Origin of the sequence: Streptomyces sp. P9-2B-2, from assembly GCF_030406865.1 — a bacterium.
In the GTDB taxonomy this organism is placed as follows: Bacteria; Actinomycetota; Actinomycetes; order Streptomycetales; family Streptomycetaceae; genus Streptomyces; species Streptomyces platensis.
In genome coordinates this window covers 4,418,265-4,441,860 of sequence record NZ_CP129126.1, presented here as the reverse complement: position 1 = coordinate 4,441,860, position 23,596 = coordinate 4,418,265, and the positions used below count along the sequence as shown (strand labels likewise).

Sequence of the window (23,596 nt, the reverse complement as noted above, 5' to 3'; positions counted from 1 at the left end):
GGCCGGGGGTTTCGGCCCGTCACCCAAAGGCCGGGGGCCGGACCGCCCCCGCACCGACGCACGGCACCACCTCCCACCCGCCCACTGATCCCACCCGCTGACTCACCCACTCACCGCTGACCCGCTGACCCACTCACTCACTCCACTCCTTCACCCGCCCGTTCGGCGGGAACTCCCACCAGTCATGAGGACGGCACAGCCATGCCTGCTTTCGACACACCCGAACCGCTCTCCGTCACCGTTGAGATCGACCTCGGCTCCGTCCGGATCGCCGCGAGCAAGCGCACCGACACCGTGGTCGAGGTGCTGCCGGGCGACGCCACCGCGGAGGCCGATGTACGGGCCGCGCAGCAGACCAAGGTCACCTGCTCCGGCGGCAAGCTGCTCGTCAAGGGCCCCAAGAAGCGCTCCCTCTTCGGCAAGTCCGGCTCCGTCGCCGTCACCATCGAGCTGCCGACCGGGTCGGATGTCCTGGGCACCTCGCCCATGGCGGACTTCACCGTGGAAGGCCGGCTCGGCGAGTGCCGGCTCAAGACCTCGCTCGGAGACCTCCAGGTCGACGTGGCGGAGGCCGCCAACCTGCGGACCCAGTACGGCGACATCCGGCTGGACCGCGTGGCGGGCGACGCCGAGATCTTCGGCTCGGGCCGGATCGAGGTCGGCGAGATCGCGGGCACGGCGCTGGTCAAGAACAGCAACGGCGCGACCATGATCGGCGAGGTCACCGGCGCCCTGCGGGCGAGCGCGTCCAACGGCCTCATCTCCGTCGGTGTCGCCCACGCCGGAGTTGACGCCAAGTCGGCCAACGGTGCCATCCGGATCGGCGAAGTGGCCCGTGGCCAGGTTGTTCTCCAAGCCGCCGCCGGCGATCTGGAGGTCGGCATCCGGGCGTCCACCGCCGCCTGGCTGGACGTGACCACCGGCCTCGGCAGGGTGCACAACGACCTCGGCGCCGCGGAGGGCCCCGGGGACAGCGCCGAGACCGTGGAGGTACGCGCCCACACCAGCATCGGCGACATCCTGATCCGCCGCTCCTGAGCTCCTGACCAGGTCCGGCCGATGGCGGCCGGCCACCACATCCAGAACGGGGAACTCTCATGATCACGACGTCCACGACCGCCGTCGCGACGGCGATCGACGCCACGGGGTTATCCAAGTCCTACGGCGACAAGGTGGTGCTCGACGGCATCGACCTGCGCATCCCCGAAGGCACGGTCTTCGCCCTGCTCGGGCCCAACGGCGCGGGCAAGACCACCACCGTGCAGATCCTCTCCACCCTCATCCCCGCCACCGCCGGCCAGGCACGGGTCGCCGGCCATGACGTGGTCCGCGAGGCGGACGCCGTACGTGCCGCGATCGGTGTCACCGGCCAGTTCGCCGCGGTGGACAACCTGCTCACCGCCCGGGAGAACCTGCTCCTCATGGCGGACCTGCACCATCTCGACCGCCGCGAAGGCCGACGGCGCGCCACCGAGCTGCTGCGCCGCTTCGATCTCACCGAGGCCGCCACCAAGCCCGTCGCCACCTTCTCGGGCGGTATGCGCCGCAAGCTCGACCTCGCGATGACCCTGGTCGGGAATCCGCGCATCATCTTCCTCGACGAGCCGACCACCGGACTCGATCCACGCAGCCGGCGCACCATGTGGGAGATCATCCGCAGCCTGGTCGCCGACGACGGCGTCACCATCTTCCTGACCACGCAATATCTGGAAGAGGCCGACCAACTCGCCGACCGTATCGCCGTCCTGGACCACGGAAAGCTGGTCGCCGAAGGCACCGCGGACGAGCTGAAGCGACGGATCCCCGGCGGCCATATCCGCCTCCGCTTCGCCGACACGTCCCAACTCGACGCGGCCGCCGCCCTCTTCAGCGCCACCGCACACGACAGCGAAGCGCTCACCCTGCACGTCCCCGGCGACGGCAGTGTCCCCGCCCTCCGCGCCGTCCTCGACACCCTGGACCAGGCGTCGGTCCGCGCCGAGGAACTGACCGTGCACACCCCCGATCTCGACGACGTCTTCCTCACCCTCACCGGCCGCGACCGGTCCGCCAGCGAGGCCAACTCCCCGAAGGAGAACGCCCGATGACCACCCTGACCTACGCGGCCCGCGATGCCCGGACGATGCTGCGGCGCAATCTGAAGCACGCCCTGCGCTACCCCTCCATGACGATCTCGGTCGTCGCCATGCCTGTCCTGATGCTGCTGCTCTTCACCTATGTCTTCGGCGGCGCCCTGGGGAGCGGTATCGGCGGGACGACCGGCGGCAGCGCCGACTACATCGACTATGTGGCCCCCGGCATCATCCTCATGGCCGCGACCTCGGGCGCCCTGGTCACCGCGGTCGGCGTCTGTTCCGATATGACCGAGGGCATCGTCAACCGCTTCCGCACCATGGCGATATCCCGGGCCTCGTTCCTGACTGGGCATGTCGTCGGCAGTGTGCTCCAGACGCTGGTCAGCATCGCCTTCGTCATCGGCGTCGCGCTCCTCATGGGCTTCCGGCCGCACGCCACCCCGCTCGGATGGCTCGCCGCCGCCGGCCTGCTCACGCTGCTCACCCTGGCGCTGACCTGGCTGTCGGCAGCCATCGGTCTGGTGGCCAAGAACGTCGAGACGGCCAGCAACATCCCCTTGCCGATGCAGTTCCTCCCGTTCCTCGGCAGCGCCATCGTCCCCCCGGAGTCCATGCCCACCGGGCTGCGCTGGTTCGCCGAGTACCAGCCCTTCACCCCGGTCATCGAGACCCTGCGGGGCCTGCTGATGGGCACCGAGGTCGGCGGCGCCGCGATAGGCGCCGTGGCCTGGTGCCTCGGCCTCACCCTGGTCGGCTACCTGTGGGCCCGTACGGCCTTCCGCCGCAGCGCCACCCGCTGAACGGCCGCTCCACAGCCCGCTCCACCAGCTTCTTCGCGCGCAGGCACCGCTCTTCACCGCGCCCCTGACCGCGCGCTGCACCGCACTCTTCATCGCGCTCTTCACCCTGCACTCCGCCCGGCAACGCTTCGCCGTGCCGTCATCCTTCATCGGAGGACCTCATGCAGCACGAACAGTCCGCACCGTCTGAACAGTCCGCACCGTCCCAACTGTCCCCACGCTCTGAACCGTCCGCACCCGCGACAGAGCAGACCGCGCATCAAGCGGCGGCGCAGCCCGAGCCGGTGACCCTGCCGCTGACCCGCGCCGCGGGCTGCCCCTTCGACCCGCCCGCCGAGCTGGCGGAACTGCGCGAGCAGCAGCCGCTGCGCCCGATGCAATACCCGGACGGGCACGTCGGCTGGCTGGCCACCGGTCACGCCGTGACCCGAGCGATCGCCGCCGACCCCCGCTTCAGCTCCCGGTACGAGCTGTTGCGCCTCCCCGTGCCGGGAGGGCCTTCCGGTCCGCTGCCCCCGGCACCGATCGGCGACCTCACCGGGATCGACGCACCGGAGCACACCCGCTACCGGCGACTGCTCGCGGGCAAGTTCACCGTTCGCCGGATGCGTCTGCTCACCGAGCGGGTCGAGCAGATCACCGCCGACCACCTCGACGCCATGGAGCGCCAGGGACCCGTGGTCGATCTGGTGCAGGCGTTCGCGCACCCGGTCCCGGCCCTGATGATCTGCGAACTGCTCGGTGTGCCGCAGTCCGACCGCGCGGGATTCCAGGAGCACGCCGCGATGCTGAGCAGTCCGGATGCTGGCCTGGAGGAGCAGATGGCCGCCCTGACCGCGCTCACGGAATGCGTCGGTGAACTGGTGCCGGCCAAGCGCGCCCACCCTACCGATGACTTGCTCAGCGATCTGACCACCACTGACCTGACCGATGACGAACTCGCCGGTATCGGCGGCTTCCTGCTCGCCGCCGGTCTCGACACCACCGCGAACATGCTCGGGCTCGGCACCTTCGCCCTGCTGAGCCACCCCGAGCAGGCCGCCGCCCTGCGCGCCGATCCCGGCCTCGCCGACCAGGCGGTCGAGGAACTGCTCCGCTATCTGAGCATCGCCCACACCGGCATACGGGCGGCCCTGGAGGACGTCGAGCTGGACGGCCAACTGATCAAGGCCGGCGACACCGTCACCGTGTCCGTGTCGGCTGCCAACCGCGACCCGCTGAAGTTCCCCGACCCCGACACCCTCGATCTTCAGCGGAAGGCGACCGGGCATCTGGCCTTCGGCCACGGCGCCCACCAGTGCCTGGGCCAGCAGCTGGCGCGGGTCGAGATGCGGGTCGCCTTCCCGGCGCTCTTCCGCCGCTTCCCGACGCTGCGGCTGGCCGTCCCGCCCGAGGACGTACCGCTGCGCGATGCCATGAACATCCACGGGGTGCACCAACTCCCCGTGACCTGGGACAAGGAGTAGTCCGGTGCATCTGAGCATCGACCGCGACCGCTGTATCGGCGCCGGGATGTGCGCCCTGACCGCCCCCGAGGTGTTCGACCAGGACGCCGAGGACGGCCTGGTCGTGCTCCGTACCGCCGCGTCGCCACCCGGGCTGCGCGCCGGGGCCCGGCTGGCCGCCGGACTCTGCCCGGCAGCCGCCCTCACCGTCACCGAGCAGGACGGCGCGGGCAGTTCGCCTCCGGGCGAGCAGTAGTAGTCCGGTACCGCGTCGCACGCCGCCCGCTCGCGGGGCGGGGAACCCGTCCGCTCTCCCGTACGTCTTCCGGCGTGTTGGCGTGATCGGTCCCTGGAGGAACCCGGTGGAACACAGGATGTTGGGGCAGCGGTACGAGCTGGTGGAGCAGCTCGGGCACGGCGGGATGGGAACGGTGTACCGCGCCGTCGACCACCGGCTGCGCCGCACCGTCGCTGTCAAGACCCTCTCCGCCGAGCTGGCGATGCAGCCCGAGTTCCTCACCCGCTTCCAGCGGGAGGCGCATGCCGCCGCCGCGCTCAACCACCCCGGTGTGGCCACCGTTCATGACGTGGGTGAGGACGCCGGCGGTGGTGCGGCCGAGCCCTATCTGGTCATGGAGTACGTGGCGGGCCGGACCCTCAGCCAGGTGCTGAGGGACGGCCCGCTGGCCGTGGCGCAGGCCGTCGACATCACGGGTCAGGTGCTGGCGGCGCTGGACCACAGCCACCAGCACGCCATCGTCCACCGGGACATCAAGCCCGCGAACGTCATGCTCACCGCTTCCGGCGCGGTCAAGGTCGTCGACTTCGGCATCGCCAAGGCACTGAGCGAGGTGGCCACCCGGCTGACCGGGACGGGCGTGGCGGTCGGCACCCCCGCCTACCTCGCCCCCGAGCAGATCAACGGGGCCGCGACCGACCACCGCACCGATCTGTACGCCGTGGGCTGTCTGCTGTACGAGCTGCTGACGGGGCGTCCCCCGTATACCGGCGACTCCCCGTTCTCCGTCATGCATCAGCATCTGGCCGCGGAACCGGTACCGCCCTCCCGGCTCCGCCCGGAACTCCCGCCCGCAGTGGACGCGGTGATCGCCCGTGCACTCCACAAGCGCCGGGAAGACCGCTTCCCGGACGCCGCCACCATGCGCACAGCCCTCACCACGGCCCCCCACGCCGCCCCAACGCCCCCTGCCCCCAACCCGACCCCCACCGCACTCGATCCCGCGGCGGCGGGGCCTGCCCTGGCGGCGGCTCACGGCCCGGCGGTGGGGCCCGGCCTGGTGGGACCTGCCCAGCTCGCGCGGCCCACCCCCAACGCAGCCTCCGCCTCAGCCGTCGGCCCCGCCCCTGCCATTGGCCCTGCTGCCCCGGCAGCGGCTCCGCCCGCGCACGCCGGGAGCGCACCGTCGCCGCGGCCCGTCCGCCGCCGACCGGCGCGCGTGGTGTTCCGGCCGACGGCCGAAGGCGCGGTCGCTCTGCTCGGCTGCCTGCTGTGCCTGGTGATATCCCGGACCGACATGATCGAGGTCGGCCAGTTCTCCCGGGTCGCGCTGCTCGCCGCCGTCGCCGGTTCGGTGCTGCTGCTGTGGTCGGCACGGCTCGCCTGCGCGGTGGCCTGGGGCCCGGTGGCGGAGGCCGTGGCCGTGTGGTCCGAGCTGGCCCGCGCCAACATCGGCTGGGAAACCCACTACGTCATCATCGCCCTGGTCCTGGGCGTGGTCTCCGCACTGTGCCTCGCCGCCGGCTACAAGGACGAACACACCGGCGGCTTCGCGCTCATCGCCTTCTGGTTCACGTCCCTGGCCGCCCTCTGGTTCTTCCTCGACGACCTCCGCAAAATCGGCGTCTTCTACGTCCTGCTCCTGGCCGTCACACTCGCCATCGCCGCCCAGGTCCTCAAGACCCGCACCCGGCCGACGCCGTCAGAGGGCACCGACGCGGCCGGTCCGCCCGGCGCGAAGGCGCCCGGGGGCGCCGTACCTGCGGGCGCCCCGGCCGCAGCGGCCTCCGGGGGGCGGGGAAGGCGGCGGGCCGGTTAGCCAACCGGGAGCCGCCCCCTCACCTCTCCCCCCACTCACAAACCACCGCCTCCACCTGAGCGCCGCGCAGTCCCTTGAGCTTCACTTCTTCCGTCGGTGCCAGGGTGAGGCAGGTGAGCGGGTCGGCGATGATGCGCAATGTCGGGCGTCCCAGGCCTTGTTCGAGGTATGACGCGATCACCAGCGAGAACCTTTCGCGCTCGGCGAGGGCGCGCCGGAGTTCGGCACCAGTGAGCGAGATCTCCGTGGGCTCCGGGCCGCCGTGCGCCTTCAGCTCGTAGAAGTGGCCGTTCGAGGCCATGGCATCGGCACCCAGCCCCGCGTGCGCGCGGTGGTCCTCCACCGTCAGCCCCTCCGCCTCCAGTGCCTGCGTCAGCATCCGTAGGGCCAGCGTCTCCTTCTCCTGGTCGCGCGGCCCGGCCACGCCCAGCGGTGACTGCGGTGCGGACCCGCCTGGCCGGGGCTGCGGCAGCGACGAGGTGCGCCGGGACGGCCGCGGGCGGGCGGTGCCGAGCGGCGCGGCGGGGGCCGCGGCCGTGGGCCGGGTGACGGCCGGCGCGTTCGTCAGGAGGACCGCGGCGTCGACCAGCCGCCGTGGAGCCGGGGGCCGCGGCCGGGGGAGCGAGCCGCCCACTGGCGTCGGCTGTGGAGTAGGGGCCGTCGCCGGGACGGGCACTGTGGGCCGGGCCGCCGCGCCCGGCGAGCGGCGGGAACCCGTGGGCCCGGGCAGCGAGGAGAGCGCCGCGGCCTCCCGGCGCTCCCGGAGCAGGGCCTGGTGCCGCTCCCGCTCCTCGTGGTCCCGCTGCTCGGCGGAGACCAGTGGGCTCTCGGGGGCCCCGTCCAGTTCGCCGCTCTCCCAGATGTCCCGCCACCGGTGACCGACATGGGTCCGCTCACCGGAGAAGACGGACGCCACGGCCTGCCCGCCGCCCCGCGTCGTGCCGAGCTCCTCCGGCGCCGCAACATAGAGCACTCCCGCCGCAGGGTCCAGCTGAGCCCCCACGTCGAGCTCGACCGTCTCGCGCCCCTCGTCCAGCACCACCCGCACCCGCAGACCGGCCAGCACCCGTACGTCCACCTGCGCCAGCCATGACCAGCCGGTGAAGGCGCGGGCGGCCCGCGGCTCGTCCCGGACCAGCGTGTCCTGGAGCGCGGCCACCGCCCGCCGGAACCCCTCCGTCAGACCGGTGTCGGGGCGGGCCTGCGCTGCACCGAGCACCTGCGCCCCGGCCGCCTCCACCCGGTCGATCTTCAGGAGCCCGAGCAGCGGACCGAACTGCTGGAGATCGCCGCCCGGCTGCCACACCGGCAGCCGCTGCGCGACCGCGGCGGCGAGCACCGGATGGTCCACCGCATGCACCGGACGCTGCTTCGTCCAGCCGGAGCTGGTCCACAGCGGCAGCGACCGCAGCCGCGCGCGCAGTCCGATGGGGACCGGCCTCTCCGCCTCGCCGATCATCTTGGCGAGCTGCCGCAGTGCCTCCAGCATCACCCGCTGCCGCTCACCGACCGGCCGGGCACCGTCCAGCGCGATCTCCTTCAGTACCTCCGCGAGATCCTCCTCCCGCGGCTCCAGAATGCCGAGCACGTTCCACAGCGGAAGCAGCGCCGGCTCCGGCAGGACGAAGGGGCGGTGCCCGCGCAGGATCGTGGCGCCGCGGAAGACACTCCCCGGCCGCTGCCAGCCCTGGTCGGTGAGCACCAGATCCTCACGACCCTGGAACGCAGCGCGGATCCGGCGCTCGGCCGTGGCCCGCGGCGTCTCCGCCGAGGTGGCGTCGAGCCGTCGGGCCAGCGCCCCGTAGACGAGGTGGACGTCCGCGGCGAGGTCATCGGGTACCGGCCCGGGGGCCGCCAGGCGCGCCCGGAGCTGGCGCAACCGCCCGATCAGGGCCGGTACATCAGGGTTCTCCGAGATCCCGAGGGTGTGCAGCACCTCCGCGCGGCCTTGCACATCGCGCTGGATCTCGGGGTGCAGATAGCCAGGGTCGTCCGGCCCGTATAGCGCCAGCGTGTCGGCCGTACGGAGATGCAGCTCACCGGGCCGCCGCAAGGTACCCGTGGCATCCTCCAGCCACGGCACGTCAAGCAGCCGCCACACCCACTGCGCCTTCGTAAGGCCCTGATGCTTCCACCCGTGGTGCCCGAACACCGCCTGCTTCTCACGGTTCTCACGGGACACCAGCAGCCCCTGTTTGCCCAAGGTGTGCAGAAGCGCGACGGTGCGTTTGCGCCGCTCCTGGACATCCCGTTCGGCCACGAGATCGGCCAGGACCGCATCGAGCTGCGGGCTGCACAGATCGTCCAGGGTGTAGTGGGCCTTCAGCCGGTCGAGTTCGAGCCTGCGGTCGGGTGTGGAGAGGAAGCCGACACGGGGCAGACCGCGTCGGCGGTCGGTGGTGTATTTCCCCTCCGTCAGGGATCGTGGCGGGGCTTCGAGGCGCGGTGCGTCGGCCACGCCGAGGAGCCGCAGGAACGCCGTACGGCTCAGCGGATTGTTCGGTGAGGTCGCCAGCAGCGAGCGGGCGTACGCGCGGTCGGCCCAGGTGATGCCCGGCGTCCTGCGCGCGGCCACGGCGAACCGGCCGCGGTCCGCGGTGTCGAGGGCCAGAGGCAGTGCGCAGTCGCCAGGGGCGGCGGTGCACGGCTCCTCCTGCCCGTCCCGGCCGTATCGGAAGGCGCTGAGCAGCACCGCCTTCCCGACATCGCGGCCCAGCTTCTTGCGCTGCTTGTCAGATATATCGCCGAATGCCCTTTGTAGGGCGGTCAGTTGAACGCCATCCGTGACTCCGTCGGAGCCCATCCGCAGGCCCGCCCGGCCGAGCTGAGCCACCCGGCCGAGCACCGCGAGAGTGTCCTCCTGGTTGACCAGACAGCCCTCGGTACGCAGCCAGGACACCACCGCTCGGGCGTGCTCGGTCTCTTCCCAGTACGCGGCGTCGAGCTCCTGCACGATGCCGAGCGCCGCGAGACGCGCGCCGCCGTGCCCGGTGGCCGCGCCGGCCTCGTCCGCGCGGTCCGCGAAGGCCCGCCCGGTGACGGGAGGAAGCAGCCGTCGCCCGTCCGACGCCAGCACACAGGCGGTGGACAACAACTGGCTGTCCAGCTCCGCCTCGATGGCGACGGCCGTGAGCCGGAGGGTCCGGCCGACCGGGTAGTCCGGGCGCTTCAGCAGCACCAGCGCATCGGCGATCTGCACCTCGTCGGCCAGCGCCGCACCCCCGGCCGCCCGCCAGTCGGTCAGCACCTGCCGCCAGCGCCCGGCCGCATCGCGCGCGGAGTGCGGGAACGTCGCGGTGAGACCGGCCAGTTCGGCGAGGTGCTCGTCCGTCACCACCCCGGTCAGCCGCCGGTCCTCCACCGCCAGGGACGCCAGCGGCGTACGGCTGCCGTCCGGCCCCGGCGGCGCCAGCCGGGCCGCCACCCACGTACGGGCCCGAGCCGTCAGGGCGTCACGGATCCGGTCCGGAAGTTTGGCCGCTGAGCCGGCCGGGGGCTCTGCGGGCGCCAGGGGAATCAGATGCCAGGCGTCGGGCGCGCAGCTCTCCAGCACGTCGAGGACGCCCAGGGCCCACAGATCGGCGACCAGTGGGGCCAGCCGGTTGTTCCAAGGGCGCGAGGCGAACCCCTCCCTGCTGGCCACCGGGTCGAACTGGGCGTGCACCCGCGCCGCGACCTCCAGCGGGGCCACGGGTAGCCCGGCGTGTACGCTCCCCGCCGTGACCGTCGGCGACAGCGGCAGTGCCACGGCCAGCGGCACGGTCTCCGCGGTGGCCTTGTGCAGCCGCTTCGCGCCGGGCGGCGTCGGCACCCGGGTGTCGTACACCAGCCACTCCGACCCGTCGGAGGTCCGCGCCCGGCGCATCCGCACCTCGGTGTGCCCGCCGCCGATCTCCGCGGGCCTGGTCCCGAGGTCGTGCCAAGTAAGCCCCAGCGTGCGCACGACCGACGCCGCCGCACCGGCCGGCCCGCTCCCGTCCCGCTCGAGCAGGGTGACCCGCCGCAGACTGCCGAGAAAGACCAGCGAGCTGTCGTGCCAGCTCTCGAACCACTCGGTCAGCTCGTCGAGCGTCAGCGTCCCCGGCGCGAGCGGAATCCGGAACACCGTCCACCGGGGGCCCGCCGCGTTCGCCGGCAGCAGCGGGGCCGGAACCGGCTGCATGCTCAGACCGGCGAACCGCACGTGGAACGGATGACAGTGCGCCTCCCATGCGGTGGACAGCGCACGCAGCGTGGTCAGCCCGATGCCGAACCGTCCCGTGGACTCGGCATCCAGGCTCTTGCCGCTGAGCCACGGCAGACCGAGCAGCAGCACATCGGCCAGCCGCATCCCGTGGCCGTCGTGTGCGACCAGCAGTTCGTCGCTCCCCCAGGTGAGCCGGATTTCGGTGGCCCTCGCGTCATCGGCGTTCTGCACCATCTCCGACAGGACCTGGAGGCGATCGGAGGAGAGCGTCTCGGCACCTGCCTGCGCCTGTTCCAGCGCCAGCCGATAGACCCCCGCTTCCTCCTTGAGCCGCTCGTCGATAAGCCGTACGGCACGCGCCGCCTGCCGCTCGTCCTCGATGACAGGCCCCGGCCCGGACCGCGGATCCTTCAACAACCCGCTGATCGCCTCGACCAGTTCCTCGTCCCGCGCATCCATCGCCGCCCCCTCGCCCGCATTCCCCGGCCTCCTGCGCTCCGACGCGCAGTGAGCAGAAGAATCCATCCCGGACAGGGAAGGAGCCGCCCCCGGGTACAGATTCCGGACAATGGCCGCACTGACATGACCGCCTGTCAGCAGGGCTCCGCTTCCCCGGCAACGGCCTAATCCGGCCACTGCGTTGAGGTCGCCTCGCGATGGGTGCGCGCGGTACGCGGCTCAAAAAAGATGCCCGGCGGGCGGTTTTGTCATACCCAGCTGGTAGGGGAGCCTCCGCGCGCGGTTGACGGCAGGGGGTCTCTTGGCGTGTACGTCGGCCTGTCCGAGCGGCCCTGAGACGCCGACTTGAGTCGACGCAGACCACTTCCGCCGGGTGCCCGTTGGGCCCGCGCGGTCTGTTCGGCCGTGTACTCGGTCCGACTGGGGGGAGGCCATGAGCGGTTGGCATCAGCCGACGCACACCGCTCCTGCCGGACGCCCGTTGGCGGGAGAGCGCCCTCTCCGGCTACATACGCCCGCTCACCGAACGGCCCCCGACCCGTCGGCTCAGCCGACGCACACCAACCCCAGCAGACACACATCCGTCGGGGTGGACGGCTCCGCCCCCGGTGCGGACGGGCTGGTCGGTGCCGTATGCGACGGCGAGTTGTTCCCGCCGGAGCTGCCAGAACCTCCGGAGCTACCGGAGCTGCCGGAACCTCCGGACGCCGCCGGGGCGCTCGTCGCGGGTGCCGCGGCGTCGGTGTGGGCGGGGTGCGCCGCCCTGTCCTGCGTGGCCTCGGTGGGTGCGGCCGGGCGCGGGGGTGCGGCGGTGTGTGACGGGGTGACGGACTGCGGCTGCCGGGCCGTCGTGGCGGGCGGCGGTGTATTGGCGTCGCGGCGTGCGTGCCGGCCGGACGGGAGCGACGGGCGGGCGCCGGGGTGCCGGGAGGCCTCGCTGTCCGACCGGTCCGTCGATGAGGCGGCGGGCTCCGTCCGGGGCGTGGTCACGCTCTCCGGCTCCGGCATCGAGGACGCCTGGGTGCCGTTGGTGGCGGGCTTGTTCTGGAGCATGCTGACGGTCAGACCGCCGCCGACCAGCGCGAAGGCAGTGGCGGCCGCGGCCCGGCGCCGGTGCTTCTTCCACCGCGCCAGCTGCCGGCGCCGGGCCGCCCGGCCCTGCCCGGTGGGCGCGGGGATCTCGGCGTCGCCGGGCGCCTCCGCGTCCGCGACGGCAGCGATTTCCGCCGTATCCGCCGGCGCGGCTCCGGAGGCGCCACCGGCGAACGGCGCGCCACCGGCGAACGGCGCGCCACCGGCCAACGGCGAGCCACCGGCGAACGGCGCGGCATCGTCGTCCCGACCCTGCCGGGGCCCCGGGGCGGGGGCTTCCTCCGGCGGCCAGGACTCCCACATCGCGGCGGCGCCCGTCGCGCTCTGCCGACGGTGGCTGGGAGGGGCTATGTCAGGAGCGTAATCGCCACATCCCGGACATACGAGCGCCCCGTTGAGACTTCGGCGGCACGACGAGCAGTAGTCCATCTGCGATCTTTCTGTGCTGGCTGCGCCGCCAGGGACGCCGGCGATCTGATCGAGCTGATCCAGTTCGCACGCGGGATCGAGCGGGCAGTAACGCTAACGACACCCGTCGAGGGCGACGCGAAGGCCGTGTGACGCTTCGGTGCAGATTGCCGGGCGCCCCCTCCCGCACTCCGGACATGTCACGACGCGCCCCCGGCCGAGGGTCGCACCCCCAGCCGGCTGGACGGAATCGAAACCCCTAATCAAGTTTGACTAAAGCTGCGACGGGACATACCCTCCATCACCGCCACTAGTCAAACTTGACGACTGGTTTTGGGGCCGGGTTGGGGCTCTCGCCCACGCGCCACGCCCCCGGCCGCCGAACCGAAGACCGTGAGGAGTCCGTATGACCTTTCTGCCGGATGCCGGCTACGTCCCGACCGCCGAGGACCGCGCGAGCCTGGACGCCTGGTTCGCGGAGTACGACGCACAGAGCGCCAAGCGCGACGTCCAGCACATGGCCGACATGGCGGTGTTCCCCCTCAACCTCGTGAGTGACGACGCGGCCGGCAACGCCCGGTCGGCACAGTGGGACCGCGAGCAGTACATCGCGACGATGACGCAGGTCATGGGCGATGGCAGCGCGGACATCAGCTTCGAGTCCACGCGGACGCCCGTCTTCCTCTCCGCCGCCATGGCCGTGGTCTTCTCGGACTCGACCATGACGATGGACGGTGAGACCCGGCAGCTGCGCTACGCCGACATCCTGGTCAGGCGGGACGGCAAGTGGGCCTTCCAGACCATGATCCAGGGCGGTTGGGGCGACAACCTGTAACGCCGGGGCCGCTAAGGCACCACCTACCCGCCCCCTTTTTCCCGGCCCGCCCGGGAACAGGGGGCGGGGGCGCTTCCCGCACCGAATGAGCCGGAACGCCGCCTGCACCCGCTGCACCGTTTCCACGAGCGGGCGACGCCGCATGAGCGGCTTGTGAGCCGAATGTGAGCCATGTGGCCGAATCTCGGTGTTGTGCCGGTCGCAGCGGCAGTCCCTCAGGGGCGCGTGGCCGGCGGCACTCCGTTCCTGGCCGGTTCGGAGCTGCTGCACACCTCGCTCACGACGGGTGCCGCCTTCCCGGGACGGCAACACCCGGAGTCGTGAACGGATTCGCAGGACGCAATCCGCGCTTCAGGTGGAAAGTAAGGGACGCAAAAAATGAACATTCGTGTACGCAATGTTCTCCCGTCCGGCAGAGGCCGACGGGTAAAGGCGCTCGCGGTGGGATCGATGGCCCTCGCGGCGACGCTGTGCCTGTCCATCACCCCGGCGCAGGCGGACGGCGGCGGAGGCGGTTGGATAACCGACCCGCCGGACGTGCCCGTTTCCCAGGGCGACGGCATCTGGAGCACCCCCGAGAAAGTCGCGGAGTTCCTCGCCGACTGCGGCGGGGACTGCACCTTCACCCCCACCGAATGGGTCGGGGAGCCGACCGAGGGCACGCCGACGCTGGTGGGGGACTATCGCGACAACTGCACCACCGAGAACGCCGATTTCAAGCAGGGCGAGGCGGAGACCACCGGCGAAACGACGGTCATCGGCATGTCGGTCGGCGCGAACCCCGTCTCGGTGCTGCCGAAGATCGAGCACACCTGGTTCAAGCAGAACACGGAGAGCAGCGATACCACGGGCACTCTGAAGCCCGGCGAGATCGGTTGGGTCGACGAGGTCTCGGTCACCCGGAAGGCAAAGGGCAACTGGCACCTCGACGGCATCGACCAGTCGAACCCCTTCGCTCCCGTGAACGAGCACAACTCCCATGGTCCTCACGACTTCACCGATGTCGAGGGGGACATCACCTACAAGATCATCAGGATCCAGTCCCGCCCCATGGCCGACGAAGAGCGCACCAGCCGCTGCGGCAACTCAAGCCCCAGCTAGCCGAGTTGGCGCGGAATCCGGTGCCCACCGACATTCCGTGAACGGCCCCAACTCGGGGCGAGGGCCTGCCGCCCCGGTGTCGATCGCGAGCCCTGCACCGGCAAACAGGAGCCCTCACCCCCCGGCTACCTCCTCGGCCGGGAACACACCAGCCCCAGGTCACCGACCTGGGGCTGGTGCCGTGGAGCGGCTGCGGAGCGCGGCCCGGCCCGCGGGGTCAGCGCTTCCAGTACTTCGCCACCGCCTGGGCGTACGCCACCCGGTGGTCGAGCCCGTCGCCCCGGACCCGGAACCGGCCGCCCGCGGACTCGGTCAGGGCCGCTCGGCCGAACAGCTTCCCCGGCCGCTTCCAGGCCGCCTGCAGCGGGTCGGTGGGCACGTCGCCGGGAGAGTCGGAGAGCGCCAGGGCAACGCGCTGGTCTACGTCCGTGCGACACCGCCGACGCCACCCGGACCGTACGAGACGTGCCCTCGGGCTACGACGCCGACTTGGGTGCGACCGGTGACTCCGGCCCTTCGTCGCCGGCGGGTCCGGTGGCATCGGCGGTGTCGTCGTCCTTCGGTTTCTCGGAGGCCAGGTGGAGGCCGACCACGCCGCCGATGATGACGAGAATGCAGAGCATTTTGCCGAGCGTGATCTGTTCGCCGTAGAGCAGCGCGGCGAAGAGGACGGAGCCGACGGTGCCGATGCCCGTCCAGACCGTGTAGCCGATACCGACATCGAGGGTTTTCAAGGCGAGGCTGAGCAGATAGACCCCGCCGCCGCCCGCTACGACGGTGATGACGGACGGCACCAGCTTGGTGAAGCCGCCGTTCGCGGCCGAGCCGAGCGCGAAGATCACCTCGAAGACGGCGGCGACCAACAGCCAGGCCCAGGCGACCGGAAGGCTCTGCTTCTTCTCCGCGCCCGCGTTCTCCCTGGTCATCGTCACACTCCCGCCAGCGACTTGAGACCGACGACCCCGCCGATGATGGCGATGAAGCAGACCACCTTGGCCGGCGTGATCTTCTCCTTGAAGATCAGTGCTCCGAAGATCACCGTGCCGACCGCCCCGGCCCCGGTCCAGATCGGATAGCCGACCCCGACATCCAGCGTCTTGAGGGCAAGGCTGATGAAGTAGATGCCGCCCACGACGCCGACCACGGTGATCAGGGAGATCTTCAGCTTGGTGAAGCCGTGGGAGGCGCTCGCGCCGAGCGCGAAGACGATCTCGAAGACGACCGCGAGGGATAAGTAGATCCAGGCCATGGTGGAAGTAAGTCCTCTCCATCCGGTGTAGGTCGGGCCGGGGGCTCATCGGCCGGTGCCCCGCTGCCCGCCACCGCGCCGCGATCGGCGAACCCCTGGGGTGCTCGGCGCGCATCCGCTCCAACAGGAGTCGAAGGGGACGTCGTCATACGCGCCGTGGTTCTTGAGGAATTCCATCCGGGTGGCGCCACGCGCACCGCGCCTCCCGCATGCGTGATCAAGAACCACGTCCGCTCCAACAGCGCCTGACGCCACCGGATTCCCAGCCGGAAGCCGGGCGGTGCCTTCAGACGCGAGGCAGGAAGGGCTGCCTGCCCTCTGCGGCCACAACTGTTGTCCACACTACGAGATGCGATTCCCAGATCCCGAGACGCATTCTAAAGTCGTCCATAACCGTCACGGCGGCCCCACGTCTTCCGGGGCTTGCCGTATCGCCGGCCCGCGACCGCGGGGACGGATGACGACGGCGTGGCCCGGTGCCGGTGTCCATCGGCCGTGACCCAACGGCCCCCGGCCGGGCAGGACGAGGGGAGAGACGGGTATGGCCACGTACACCCACGGACACTATGAATCGGTACTGCGCTCGCACCGCTGGCGCACCGCGCAGAACTCCGCGGCGTATCTGCTCGGCCATCTGCGTCCGGGAGCGCGGCTCCTGGACGTCGGCTGCGGGCCGGGCACCATCACCGCCGACCTGGCCGAGCTGGTCGCCCCCGGCCGGGTGACCGCCGTCGACGCGGCGGCGGGCGTGGTGGAGTCGGCGGCGCAGGTCGCCGCCGAACGCGGCCTGGAAAACATCGAGTTCGGCACCGCCGATGTGCACGCGCTGGAGTTCGCCGACGACACCTTCGACGTGGTCCACGCCCATCAGGTGCTCCAGCATGTGGCCGACCCGGTCCAGGCGCTGCGCGAGATGCGCCGGGTGTGCAAGCCGGGCGGCATCGTGGCGGCCCGGGACGGGGACTACCGCGGGTTCGTGTGGTACCCCCAACTGCCCGCCCTGGACGAGTGGATGGACCTCTACCAGCGGTGCGCACGGGCCAACGGCGGCGAGCCGGACGCCGGGCGGCGCCTGCCGGCCTGGGCGCGGGCCGCCGGGTTCACCGACATCACCCCGAGCGCCAGCACCTGGTGTCACGCCGACGACGCGGACCGCGCCCACTGGGGCGGGATGTGGGCCGACCGCATCCTGGACTCGGCCATCGCCGACCAGGCCCGCCGCGACGGCCTCGCCACCGATGACGATCTGCGCCGCATCTCGGCGGCCTGGCGCACCTGGGCCGCCGACCCGGACGGCTGGCTGAGCGTCCTGCACGGCGAGATCATCTGCCGAGCCTGAGCCGCTCCGGACAGCGCACGAGGCCCAGGTCCCCGACCTGGGCCTCAACTACTGCATCACCATGGCGCGGAGGCCTGCGCCGCCGAATCGGCCCGCCTCCGCTAAAACCCGCGCCTCCCACGCCCCGTCAGGTCGCAGCCGAACCCGATGCGGACGCCTCCTGGAACGCGGCGAGCATCTCCGGGGACCAGGTCAGGCTGCCGTCCCGCAGATCGCTGAGCACTCCCTGCAGCCAGCGTTCCTCGGCGACGAGGACGGCGAGCCGGTATTCGTTCTCGATCAGTGTGATGCGCGGCAGCCCTGTGGGGGCTTCGGCGGACTGCCGCTCCAGTTCGGCGCGTTCGCCGGCGAGCCGCGCGGCCCGTCGTTCCAGGATCGGTGCCGCCTCGTCCGGGCTGAGCAGCAGCATGTTCGACAGCGCCGCCGGGAACACGGGGAACTCCGCCTTGGGCACCGCCAGCATCTGCTCCAGCCATTCACGGGTGACCGCCCGGCCCTCCTCGGTGACCTCGTAGACGGTCCGCTCGGGGTACTGCTGGTCGCGCTCGGTCTGCCGGACGGTGATCAGCCCGCCGGTCTGCAGCCGCTCGATGGTGCGGTACAGCCCGGCCCGCTGGCCGACGTTGACGACCTGCTCCTTGCCCCACTGCCTGAGCAGTTGCTGGATGCCGTAGGGGTGCAGCGGCCGGTGGTGCAGCAGCGCCAGCACGGCCAGTCCCAGCGGCGAGCTCTTCACGGAGGCGGTCATGCAGGCATCGTAGGCAATGGAGAACTAGTTGCATTGCTACTAGTTCATTTGCCACTATGGGTGCGGCGTTCATACGGCGCATCCACATGACCCATGGGAGGGGTTATGAGCGACAACCACGGCCACGGCTCCGGCGTACGGTCGGCACTGGTCATCGGGGGAGGTGTGGCGGGCCCGGTCACGGCACTCGCGCTGCGCAAGGCGGGCATCGCGGCGACGGTCCACGAGGCGTATCCGAGTGCGGCGGACGGCGTCGGGGCCTGGCTGGGGCTGGCGCCGAACGGGCAGGCGGCGCTGGCGGCGGTCGGTGCCGACGCGGCGGTGACGGCCCTCGGACAGCCGGTGCCCGGCATGGTGATGGCAGACGGCCTCGGCAATCAGCTCACCGGCTTCGGCGGCTTCCCGGAACTGCCCGCCACACTGACGCTGCCGCGCGACCGGCTCTACCGTGCGCTGACCGACCACGCGGCCGCCGCCGGGATCCGGTTCGCGTACGGCAAGCGGCTGGTCGCCGCCGAGGAGACCCCCGAGGGCGTCACCGCCCACTTCGCCGACGGGACCTCCGCGACCGCCGACATCCTGATCGGCGCCGACGGCATCCGCTCCACCGTCCGCACCGTCATCGACCCGCACGCACCCGGTCCCGAGTACGGCGGCGTGCTGAGCTTCGGCGGCTACGCCGCGGTGGGCAGTGCGGCCGGGGCCGCACCGGGCACCATGTACTTCGCGTTCGGCCGCGCCTTCATGGGCTACTGGCAGGGCCCGGACGGGCGGATGATCTGGTTCGCGGGTCTGCCCACGGACACCCCGCCGAGCCCGGCCGACCTGGCGCGGGTACCCGGCGCCGAGTGGCTGGGCAGGCTACGCGATCTCTACACCGGTCATGTCCCGGGCGAGCGGCTGCTGCGGCACACCGGCCCCGACGACCTGATGGTGGTCGGCCGGATGGAGCGCATGCCGTCCGTACCGCACTGGTACCGCGGCCGGATGGTGCTGGTCGGGGACTCGGCGCACGCCCCCTCCTCCAGCTCCGGGCAGGGCGCCTCGCTCGCCATCGAGAGCGCGGTCGAACTGGCCCGCTGCCTGCGCGATCTGCCGTCGCCGGGCGAGGCGTTCGCCGCCTACGAGGCCCTGCGCCGCCGGCGTGTGGAGGCGATCGGCCGCAACGCCGCGGCCGTCAACAAGGTCAAGTCCGGCAAGAGCGACGCTCCCGTCCCGGCGTTCCCCAGCCTTGCGGAAACCCTCCGCCCGCTGCACTTCCATCGCATCGAGTGGGAGGCGAAGGTGACAGGAACGGTGACCGCCACGGACTGACGGCATCGGAAACGGAAAGTGCCGCCGGGCAGCCGCAGATCCCGACGGTGGAAGAGAACGAATTCCCGCGCGCTGAGCAGTGGCGCTCCGGCACGATGGGCCGCGTGACATATGTGGTGAGCGTGGACACGCGCCTTCCGGCCGGTGCAGCGGAACTGGACGCTCTTCAGCGGGAGGGCGTCATCTTCCTGCTCCGGAAGGGCCTCGATGCGATCGAGGCCGTCGAGGGGCCGGACGACGTGGAAATCGAGATCTTCGATTCCATCCTGGCCGCTCACCCCGGTGGGGTCCTGCTGAAGCTGTTCGTGGACGCGCCTGCCCTGGAGGTCGCCGAGGACGCCATGCGGGAAGTCGTGGGCGAGATCCTGGAGCAGTCGGAGTTGCTCAGCGAATGGCAGATCACCAAGTGCGAGGTCGAGCTGCACCCGGAATTCGCTCAGCAGAGTCTGGATGCCGCGGACGGCCCGGACGCGCCGCCGGCCGATCCGGTGGTACGCGCTGCTCAACACGCTGAGGCGCGGGCCGAGGCCACTGCCGTGCGGCTTCCCGACGAAGAGGTCGAAGCGATGCGCGTCACGGTCCGCGCCATGGCGCCCCGCCTCACCGCATTCGGACTCGACTCCTTCGGCTGGTGCGAGGACGACGAAGAGTCCGGCGTCGACCGGGAACACGCGGAACTGGCCGCCGGGGCATTGGTGTACGCCATCGATCTCCTGGTGGACCAGCTTTTCCACGATGTGCAGACGCTCAGCGAAGCGAAGAAATCCGTCGAGGAATGCGACGGTCTCCTTTGGTACCTCGATGATCTGCCGGAACAGTTCGCCGCGCAGTACACCGTCCTCTTCGCCCGCCGCTTCCTCGTCACCGCCGTCTCACTCACCGCTCGCCTCACCCGCGACGACTTCGTGCAATTGGGCTGTGTGGCCGAGCAATTCCTGCTGAATTTCCTGCTGCGGGAGGCCGGGGTGGTACTGGATGGCTACGGCCTTTTGAGCGACGGGGTCGCCGCCGCCTGGGAATCCTTTGCGGATGAGATGCTGGAAGAATTCGGTTACGAGCTGCGGTACGAGACGGCCGGTGATGGCGACGGGGAAACCGACGCAATGACGTCAGAAGGCGGGGCGTTGGACGTCGATCGCTGGTTCACGCCATTCGATGCGAGGTGCTTCATCCACCCGTACGCGGCTAATGAAGCCGGGGGGCAGGAGGGTTCGGTATAGCGGGCGCCTGCCCTCCGCCGTGCGCTCCGCGGTGGAGACGTCGGTGGAGTCCGCCGCTCTCGCCGTGGCCTAGCGGGCCGTGCCGGGACGCCGTGCGCGGCTCCATCCTCGGCGTCGTCGGGGCCTGCACGGCGGCCCGGCGCCGCAGCCGGGTGTGACACTTTCGCGCGGCGCGCCGCAGTGGGTGGTGCCGATCGTTTTCGGTCGCGCGGTGCCTTGATGTTTGCGGTCCCCCCCCGCTTCAAGTCGCCGTGCGTGGCACGGGCGGCCCCCAGCCGGGCCGCCCGCGCCATCGGCCTGCCGACTGCGAAGTGGCGGACCGAGGACAACGATGTGAATTAGCCGTGAAGGGAGTTTCGGAATCGGTCAACGGGAAATGCGCGGCACCGTGAGCTACCTCAATGACGGCACGCCGCAAAATCGTCCATACGGCCCCAGTTCAAACTCTCCCTACCACGGCGGAGCACACTCGCCGGAGGCCGGTGATACGGCTCCGCTGCCGAATATCGGGGCGCAGGCTCCGTATCCCAGCAATTCACCCTCGCCGTACCCTCCCGGCCCCGCCGACCCGTACCACGCCGCTCCGCCTCCGGCCCCCCAAAGCAGCAGGGGGAGTGGGCGAGGAAACCGGAGAGGTGTCGGAGCGGACCGACTCGCTTTGATCATTCACAGCCTCGCGGATATCGCCGCGGCATTTCTCGGGCTGTGGATCCTGCTGTATCTGCTCGAAGCCAATCATGCGAATGTCTTCGTCGACTTCGTGCACGGTATGGCCGACTGGCTCGCCGGCTGGTCGCAGGACATCTTCATGATGGACACGGAAGGGCTGCGGGTCTTCTTCAACTACGGCCTCCCCGCGCTGATTTACCTGGCCGTCGGCCATGGCGCAGCCGCCTGGCTGCGACGCCTCTGACGGCGCCTCGCCGAGCTCAGGGGGCGCAGCCCGCCCCGTGTCCCCTGAGTGACGGGGTTCAGCTGCCGGCGGTCACCGGCGGGCAGGTGCGGTTTCGGACCCAGGCGGCGCCGGCCGCGGCGGCACCGATCATTCCGGCCAGCGCCACGGGGACGATGAAGAAGAGCTGGTACGTCCCGACCGCGAAGTCCGCGAAGTAGCCGATCGCGACGGCCAGTACGGCCGCTGCCGCGAGAATGACGGGAAGCGCCTTGGTCAGGGTCCGCATGGTCGCTTCGATCACGGGGGCGTGATGGTGCTGGAGCGTCCCGCGCACGGCGCGCCGGATCAAGAAGAAGGCGGCAACCACGCACAGGGGCAGGCCCAGCCACATCAAAGGGACGCCGGGATTGGCGAACTGGCGTATCTCCCACACCGCTCGCCCGTCGAGCGTGGTCGTTGGGTGGGGGTCTCACGGACGGGCTCGAAGCCGTGCTGGTCGAGCATCCGCTCGCAGACGCTCAGTCCGCGTTCCGCGCCGAGCCGGCCGGGACGGGTCTCTTTCCGCTCGCTCTCGCCCGTCAGCACCGCCGCCGAGCAGTAGCCACGGAGAGGCTTACGGGGGGGTTACGGGTGGTACTTCTCCTCGACCGTCTCGGCGGCGCCGGACTTGGTGTCCATGGTGACGCGGACGGTCACGCTGCCGGTCTTCGCGGCCTTCTCCAGCTGCTCCACGGTGCACTTCGAGGTGCCGTAGCCGTCCCCGCCGATGGACACGCTGCCCGAGTCACCGGAGCAGATCGCGGCCGCGCCGAGGACCGTGGTGGCGTTGGCGACAAAGAATGCCTGGTCCGTGCCGCCGCCCTGGGGCTTGACGATCAGCTTGCCGGGCGCGAGGTACTCCAGCGTGCCGACGAGTGTGCGGCGGTTGCCCGCGTGGGCGACGCCGCCCCCGTCGGAGCCGGACCCGCCGCCACTCGTGGCGGACTTGCCGCCGTTCCGGCCCTGCGAACCGGGCTGGCCCTTCGAGCCGTTCTGACCCTGCGAACCGGACTGGCCCGAGGTGGATCCGCTGGTGGGCTGGGCCGCGTCCGGTGCGTGCTGTGCGTCGGACGCGGCCGACGAGTCCGAGGAACCGCCGCCGCCCGCAGCCCCGGTGCCTTCCCCGCAGGCCGTGGCCCCCAGGCCCAGCGCCGCCGCGGCGACGATCGCGGTGGCGAGGCGGCGGCCGGCGCGGCCGCGGAAGCGCTGGGTGAAGGTGGCGGTGCTCATCGGATCTCCTGTAGCTGTGTTCTCTCGTCCTGCTCCCGGACGATCATCAGCTTCGAAGACCGAGTTGGCGTTCCACTAACAGACGACTAATACGGTCCAGCTGCGTACCGCACCGCACCTGCCGCACCTGCCGCCGACGGCCTCGCCGCCGTGAGAGGTCTGCCCGGCGGGCGGCTACTGCACGTCCACGAAGTCACCGGTCGCCTTGACGGCCGGGGTGGTGGAGGTCCCGGCGAAGTTCCAGCGCCAGTAGCCGTCCTCCGAGGCGGCGACCGTCGTCGTGAGGCCGCCGGTGCTGGAGGTGTTCACGGTCTTGACGGTGGTGTAGGTCGTGGTGCCCGCCTTGCGGAACTGGAGCCGGACCGGCTGGCTGGTGTAGCCCCGGTGGTCGAGGGTGTCCCAGTTGGCCCGGGTGAGCTTGCCGGTGACCGTGAGAGTCCTGCCCTTGGCGACCGGCTCCGGGCCCGCGTTCACGGTCAGTTCGGCGTGCCGCTGCAAGCGGGTCGTGGTGTAGTCCGCCGTGTGGGTCCCGCTGTCGTCGTTGGCCACCCCCTGCACACTGACCTTCCAGGTGCCGGCGTCGGTGTTCGCCAGCGTCCAGTCCGGCTCGAAGGTGAACGTCTGCGAGCACGTGGAGGTCGTGGCACTGGAGGCGACGCAGTCCGCGTGGACGTAGTACTCGTTCGAGATGATGCGGTCGTCGTAGGTCGCGTAGGGGTTCGCGCCGTCCGGTCCCCGCCACAGGACGAAGTCCGCGTCCTGGATGCCCGAGGGGTGGGTGAAGGTTCCCGAAACCGTGACCGTCTTGTCGTAGGTGTCGACCACGACGTTCTTGCCACCGTCGAGGACGACATTGCTTATCTCGACCTCCCGCTGGCCCTCGCCCGCGTAGGCACCGGGGATGGCGAAGCCGGCCAGCGCGGCGACGGCGGTGAGCACGGCAAAGGCAGCGCGCTTGCGCATGTGTCTCCCTCACGGAGTGACAAGAGGCCCCGCCGAACGGGCAGGCGGGATAGTTGAAGCGCAAAGCTTAAGGCGGGCCCTTCGCTCTCCGGCGTCGAGGGCATCCGGACCTTTGGCCGGCCCCACTGGACGTTGCACACA

General features: G+C 71.1%; 20 protein-coding genes and 1 pseudogene. 12 read left to right on the top strand and 9 right to left on the bottom strand.

The window, feature by feature from the left end; translation table 11 throughout:
* The first annotated feature begins 201 nt into the window (after nucleotides 1–201).
* From QT196_RS19350 to QT196_RS19325, 6 genes are all read left to right on the top strand, one after another.
* Nucleotides 202–1,038, top strand: a complete 837-nt coding sequence (locus tag QT196_RS19350) for a DUF4097 family beta strand repeat-containing protein (protein WP_168480292.1) — start codon at nucleotides 202–204, stop codon at nucleotides 1,036–1,038.
* 59 nt (nucleotides 1,039–1,097) lie between these two features.
* Nucleotides 1,098–2,087, top strand: coding sequence for an ATP-binding cassette domain-containing protein (locus QT196_RS19345; protein WP_168480291.1), 990 nt, complete (start codon nucleotides 1,098–1,100; stop codon nucleotides 2,085–2,087).
* Nucleotides 2,084–2,875 (top strand): ABC transporter permease, encoded by a 792-nt coding sequence (locus QT196_RS19340; RefSeq protein WP_168480290.1) that lies wholly within the window; start codon nucleotides 2,084–2,086, stop codon nucleotides 2,873–2,875. The genes QT196_RS19345 and QT196_RS19340 overlap by 4 nt, the downstream gene beginning before the upstream one ends.
* Nucleotides 2,876–3,036: 161 nt before the next feature.
* Nucleotides 3,037–4,341: a cytochrome P450 gene (locus QT196_RS19335; RefSeq protein ID WP_290355312.1), complete on the top strand. Its 1,305-nt coding sequence runs from the start codon at nucleotides 3,037–3,039 to the stop codon at nucleotides 4,339–4,341.
* Between the two features lie 4 nt (nucleotides 4,342–4,345).
* Nucleotides 4,346–4,576: a ferredoxin gene (locus tag QT196_RS19330; RefSeq protein WP_290355310.1), complete on the top strand. Its 231-nt coding sequence runs from the start codon at nucleotides 4,346–4,348 to the stop codon at nucleotides 4,574–4,576.
* Nucleotides 4,577–4,682: 106 nt separating this feature from the next.
* Nucleotides 4,683–6,377, top strand: coding sequence for a protein kinase (locus QT196_RS19325; RefSeq protein ID WP_290355308.1), 1,695 nt, complete (start codon nucleotides 4,683–4,685; stop codon nucleotides 6,375–6,377).
* Nucleotides 6,378–6,396: 19 nt separating this feature from the next.
* Here QT196_RS19325 and QT196_RS19320 read toward each other — a convergent pair whose 3' ends face one another.
* Together QT196_RS19320 and QT196_RS19315 are read right to left on the bottom strand one after the other, a co-directional pair.
* Nucleotides 6,397–11,022 carry an ATP-binding protein gene (locus QT196_RS19320; protein ID WP_266737399.1) on the bottom strand — a complete coding sequence of 1,542 codons (4,626 nt, stop codon included), beginning with the start codon at nucleotides 11,020–11,022 and terminating at the stop codon, nucleotides 6,397–6,399.
* A gap of 546 nt (nucleotides 11,023–11,568) precedes the next feature.
* The gene (locus tag QT196_RS19315; protein ID WP_290355307.1) at nucleotides 11,569–12,417 is read right to left on the bottom strand and encodes a hypothetical protein; all 849 of its coding nucleotides are present in this window, start codon (nucleotides 12,415–12,417) and stop codon (nucleotides 11,569–11,571) included.
* A 511-nt stretch (nucleotides 12,418–12,928) separates the two neighbouring features.
* Here QT196_RS19315 and QT196_RS19310 point away from each other — a divergent pair.
* Nucleotides 12,929–13,357, top strand: coding sequence for a DUF4440 domain-containing protein (locus tag QT196_RS19310; RefSeq protein WP_168480284.1), 429 nt, complete (start codon nucleotides 12,929–12,931; stop codon nucleotides 13,355–13,357).
* A 441-nt stretch (nucleotides 13,358–13,798) separates the two neighbouring features.
* The gene (locus QT196_RS19305; protein WP_290355306.1) at nucleotides 13,799–14,458 is read left to right on the top strand and encodes a hypothetical protein; all 660 of its coding nucleotides are present in this window, start codon (nucleotides 13,799–13,801) and stop codon (nucleotides 14,456–14,458) included.
* Between the two features lie 217 nt (nucleotides 14,459–14,675).
* On the opposite strand, the gene QT196_RS19300 is transcribed toward QT196_RS19305, so the two are convergent.
* The 3 genes from QT196_RS19300 to QT196_RS19290 form a co-directional block, all read right to left on the bottom strand.
* On the bottom strand, nucleotides 14,676–14,837 hold the full coding sequence (locus QT196_RS19300; RefSeq protein ID WP_290355304.1) for a hypothetical protein: 162 nt from the start codon (nucleotides 14,835–14,837) through the stop codon (nucleotides 14,676–14,678).
* Nucleotides 14,838–14,934: 97 nt separating this feature from the next.
* Nucleotides 14,935–15,384: a multidrug efflux SMR transporter gene (locus tag QT196_RS19295; protein WP_290355303.1), complete on the bottom strand. Its 450-nt coding sequence runs from the start codon at nucleotides 15,382–15,384 to the stop codon at nucleotides 14,935–14,937.
* 2 nt (nucleotides 15,385–15,386) lie between these two features.
* Nucleotides 15,387–15,707, bottom strand: a complete 321-nt coding sequence (locus tag QT196_RS19290) for a multidrug efflux SMR transporter (RefSeq protein WP_168480281.1) — start codon at nucleotides 15,705–15,707, stop codon at nucleotides 15,387–15,389.
* A gap of 541 nt (nucleotides 15,708–16,248) precedes the next feature.
* On the opposite strand from QT196_RS19290, the gene QT196_RS19285 reads away from it, so the two are divergent.
* Nucleotides 16,249–17,046, top strand: coding sequence for a methyltransferase domain-containing protein (locus QT196_RS19285; protein WP_266737388.1), 798 nt, complete (start codon nucleotides 16,249–16,251; stop codon nucleotides 17,044–17,046).
* A 127-nt stretch (nucleotides 17,047–17,173) separates the two neighbouring features.
* On the opposite strand, the gene QT196_RS19280 is transcribed toward QT196_RS19285, so the two are convergent.
* Nucleotides 17,174–17,794 carry a PadR family transcriptional regulator gene (locus QT196_RS19280; protein ID WP_168480279.1) on the bottom strand — a complete coding sequence of 207 codons (621 nt, stop codon included), beginning with the start codon at nucleotides 17,792–17,794 and terminating at the stop codon, nucleotides 17,174–17,176.
* Nucleotides 17,795–17,899: 105 nt separating this feature from the next.
* Here QT196_RS19280 and QT196_RS19275 point away from each other — a divergent pair, with 105 nt between their 5' ends.
* The 3 genes and pseudogenes from QT196_RS19275 to QT196_RS19265 form a co-directional block, all read left to right on the top strand.
* Nucleotides 17,900–19,108, top strand: coding sequence for an FAD-dependent monooxygenase (locus QT196_RS19275; RefSeq protein ID WP_266737386.1), 1,209 nt, complete (start codon nucleotides 17,900–17,902; stop codon nucleotides 19,106–19,108).
* Between the two features lie 47 nt (nucleotides 19,109–19,155).
* Complete coding sequence (locus tag QT196_RS19270) at nucleotides 19,156–20,328, top strand: hypothetical protein (protein WP_290355302.1); 1,173 nt, start codon at nucleotides 19,156–19,158, stop codon at nucleotides 20,326–20,328.
* A gap of 634 nt (nucleotides 20,329–20,962) precedes the next feature.
* Nucleotides 20,963–21,241: pseudogene (locus tag QT196_RS19265) on the top strand (hypothetical protein); the annotation flags it as partial.
* 58 nt (nucleotides 21,242–21,299) lie between these two features.
* On the opposite strand, the gene QT196_RS19260 reads toward QT196_RS19265, so the two are convergent.
* The 3 genes from QT196_RS19260 to QT196_RS19250 all read right to left on the bottom strand — a co-directional run bounded on the left by QT196_RS19260 (nucleotide 21,300) and on the right by QT196_RS19250 (nucleotide 23,455).
* Complete coding sequence (locus QT196_RS19260; RefSeq protein WP_266737382.1) at nucleotides 21,300–21,524, bottom strand: hypothetical protein; 225 nt, start codon at nucleotides 21,522–21,524, stop codon at nucleotides 21,300–21,302.
* 323 nt (nucleotides 21,525–21,847) lie between these two features.
* Nucleotides 21,848–22,492, bottom strand: a complete 645-nt coding sequence (locus QT196_RS19255) for a hypothetical protein (RefSeq protein ID WP_168480275.1) — start codon at nucleotides 22,490–22,492, stop codon at nucleotides 21,848–21,850.
* Nucleotides 22,493–22,666: 174 nt separating this feature from the next.
* Nucleotides 22,667–23,455 carry a calcium-binding protein gene (locus QT196_RS19250; protein ID WP_290355301.1) on the bottom strand — a complete coding sequence of 263 codons (789 nt, stop codon included), beginning with the start codon at nucleotides 23,453–23,455 and terminating at the stop codon, nucleotides 22,667–22,669.
* Nucleotides 23,456–23,596: the final 141 nt, after the last annotated feature.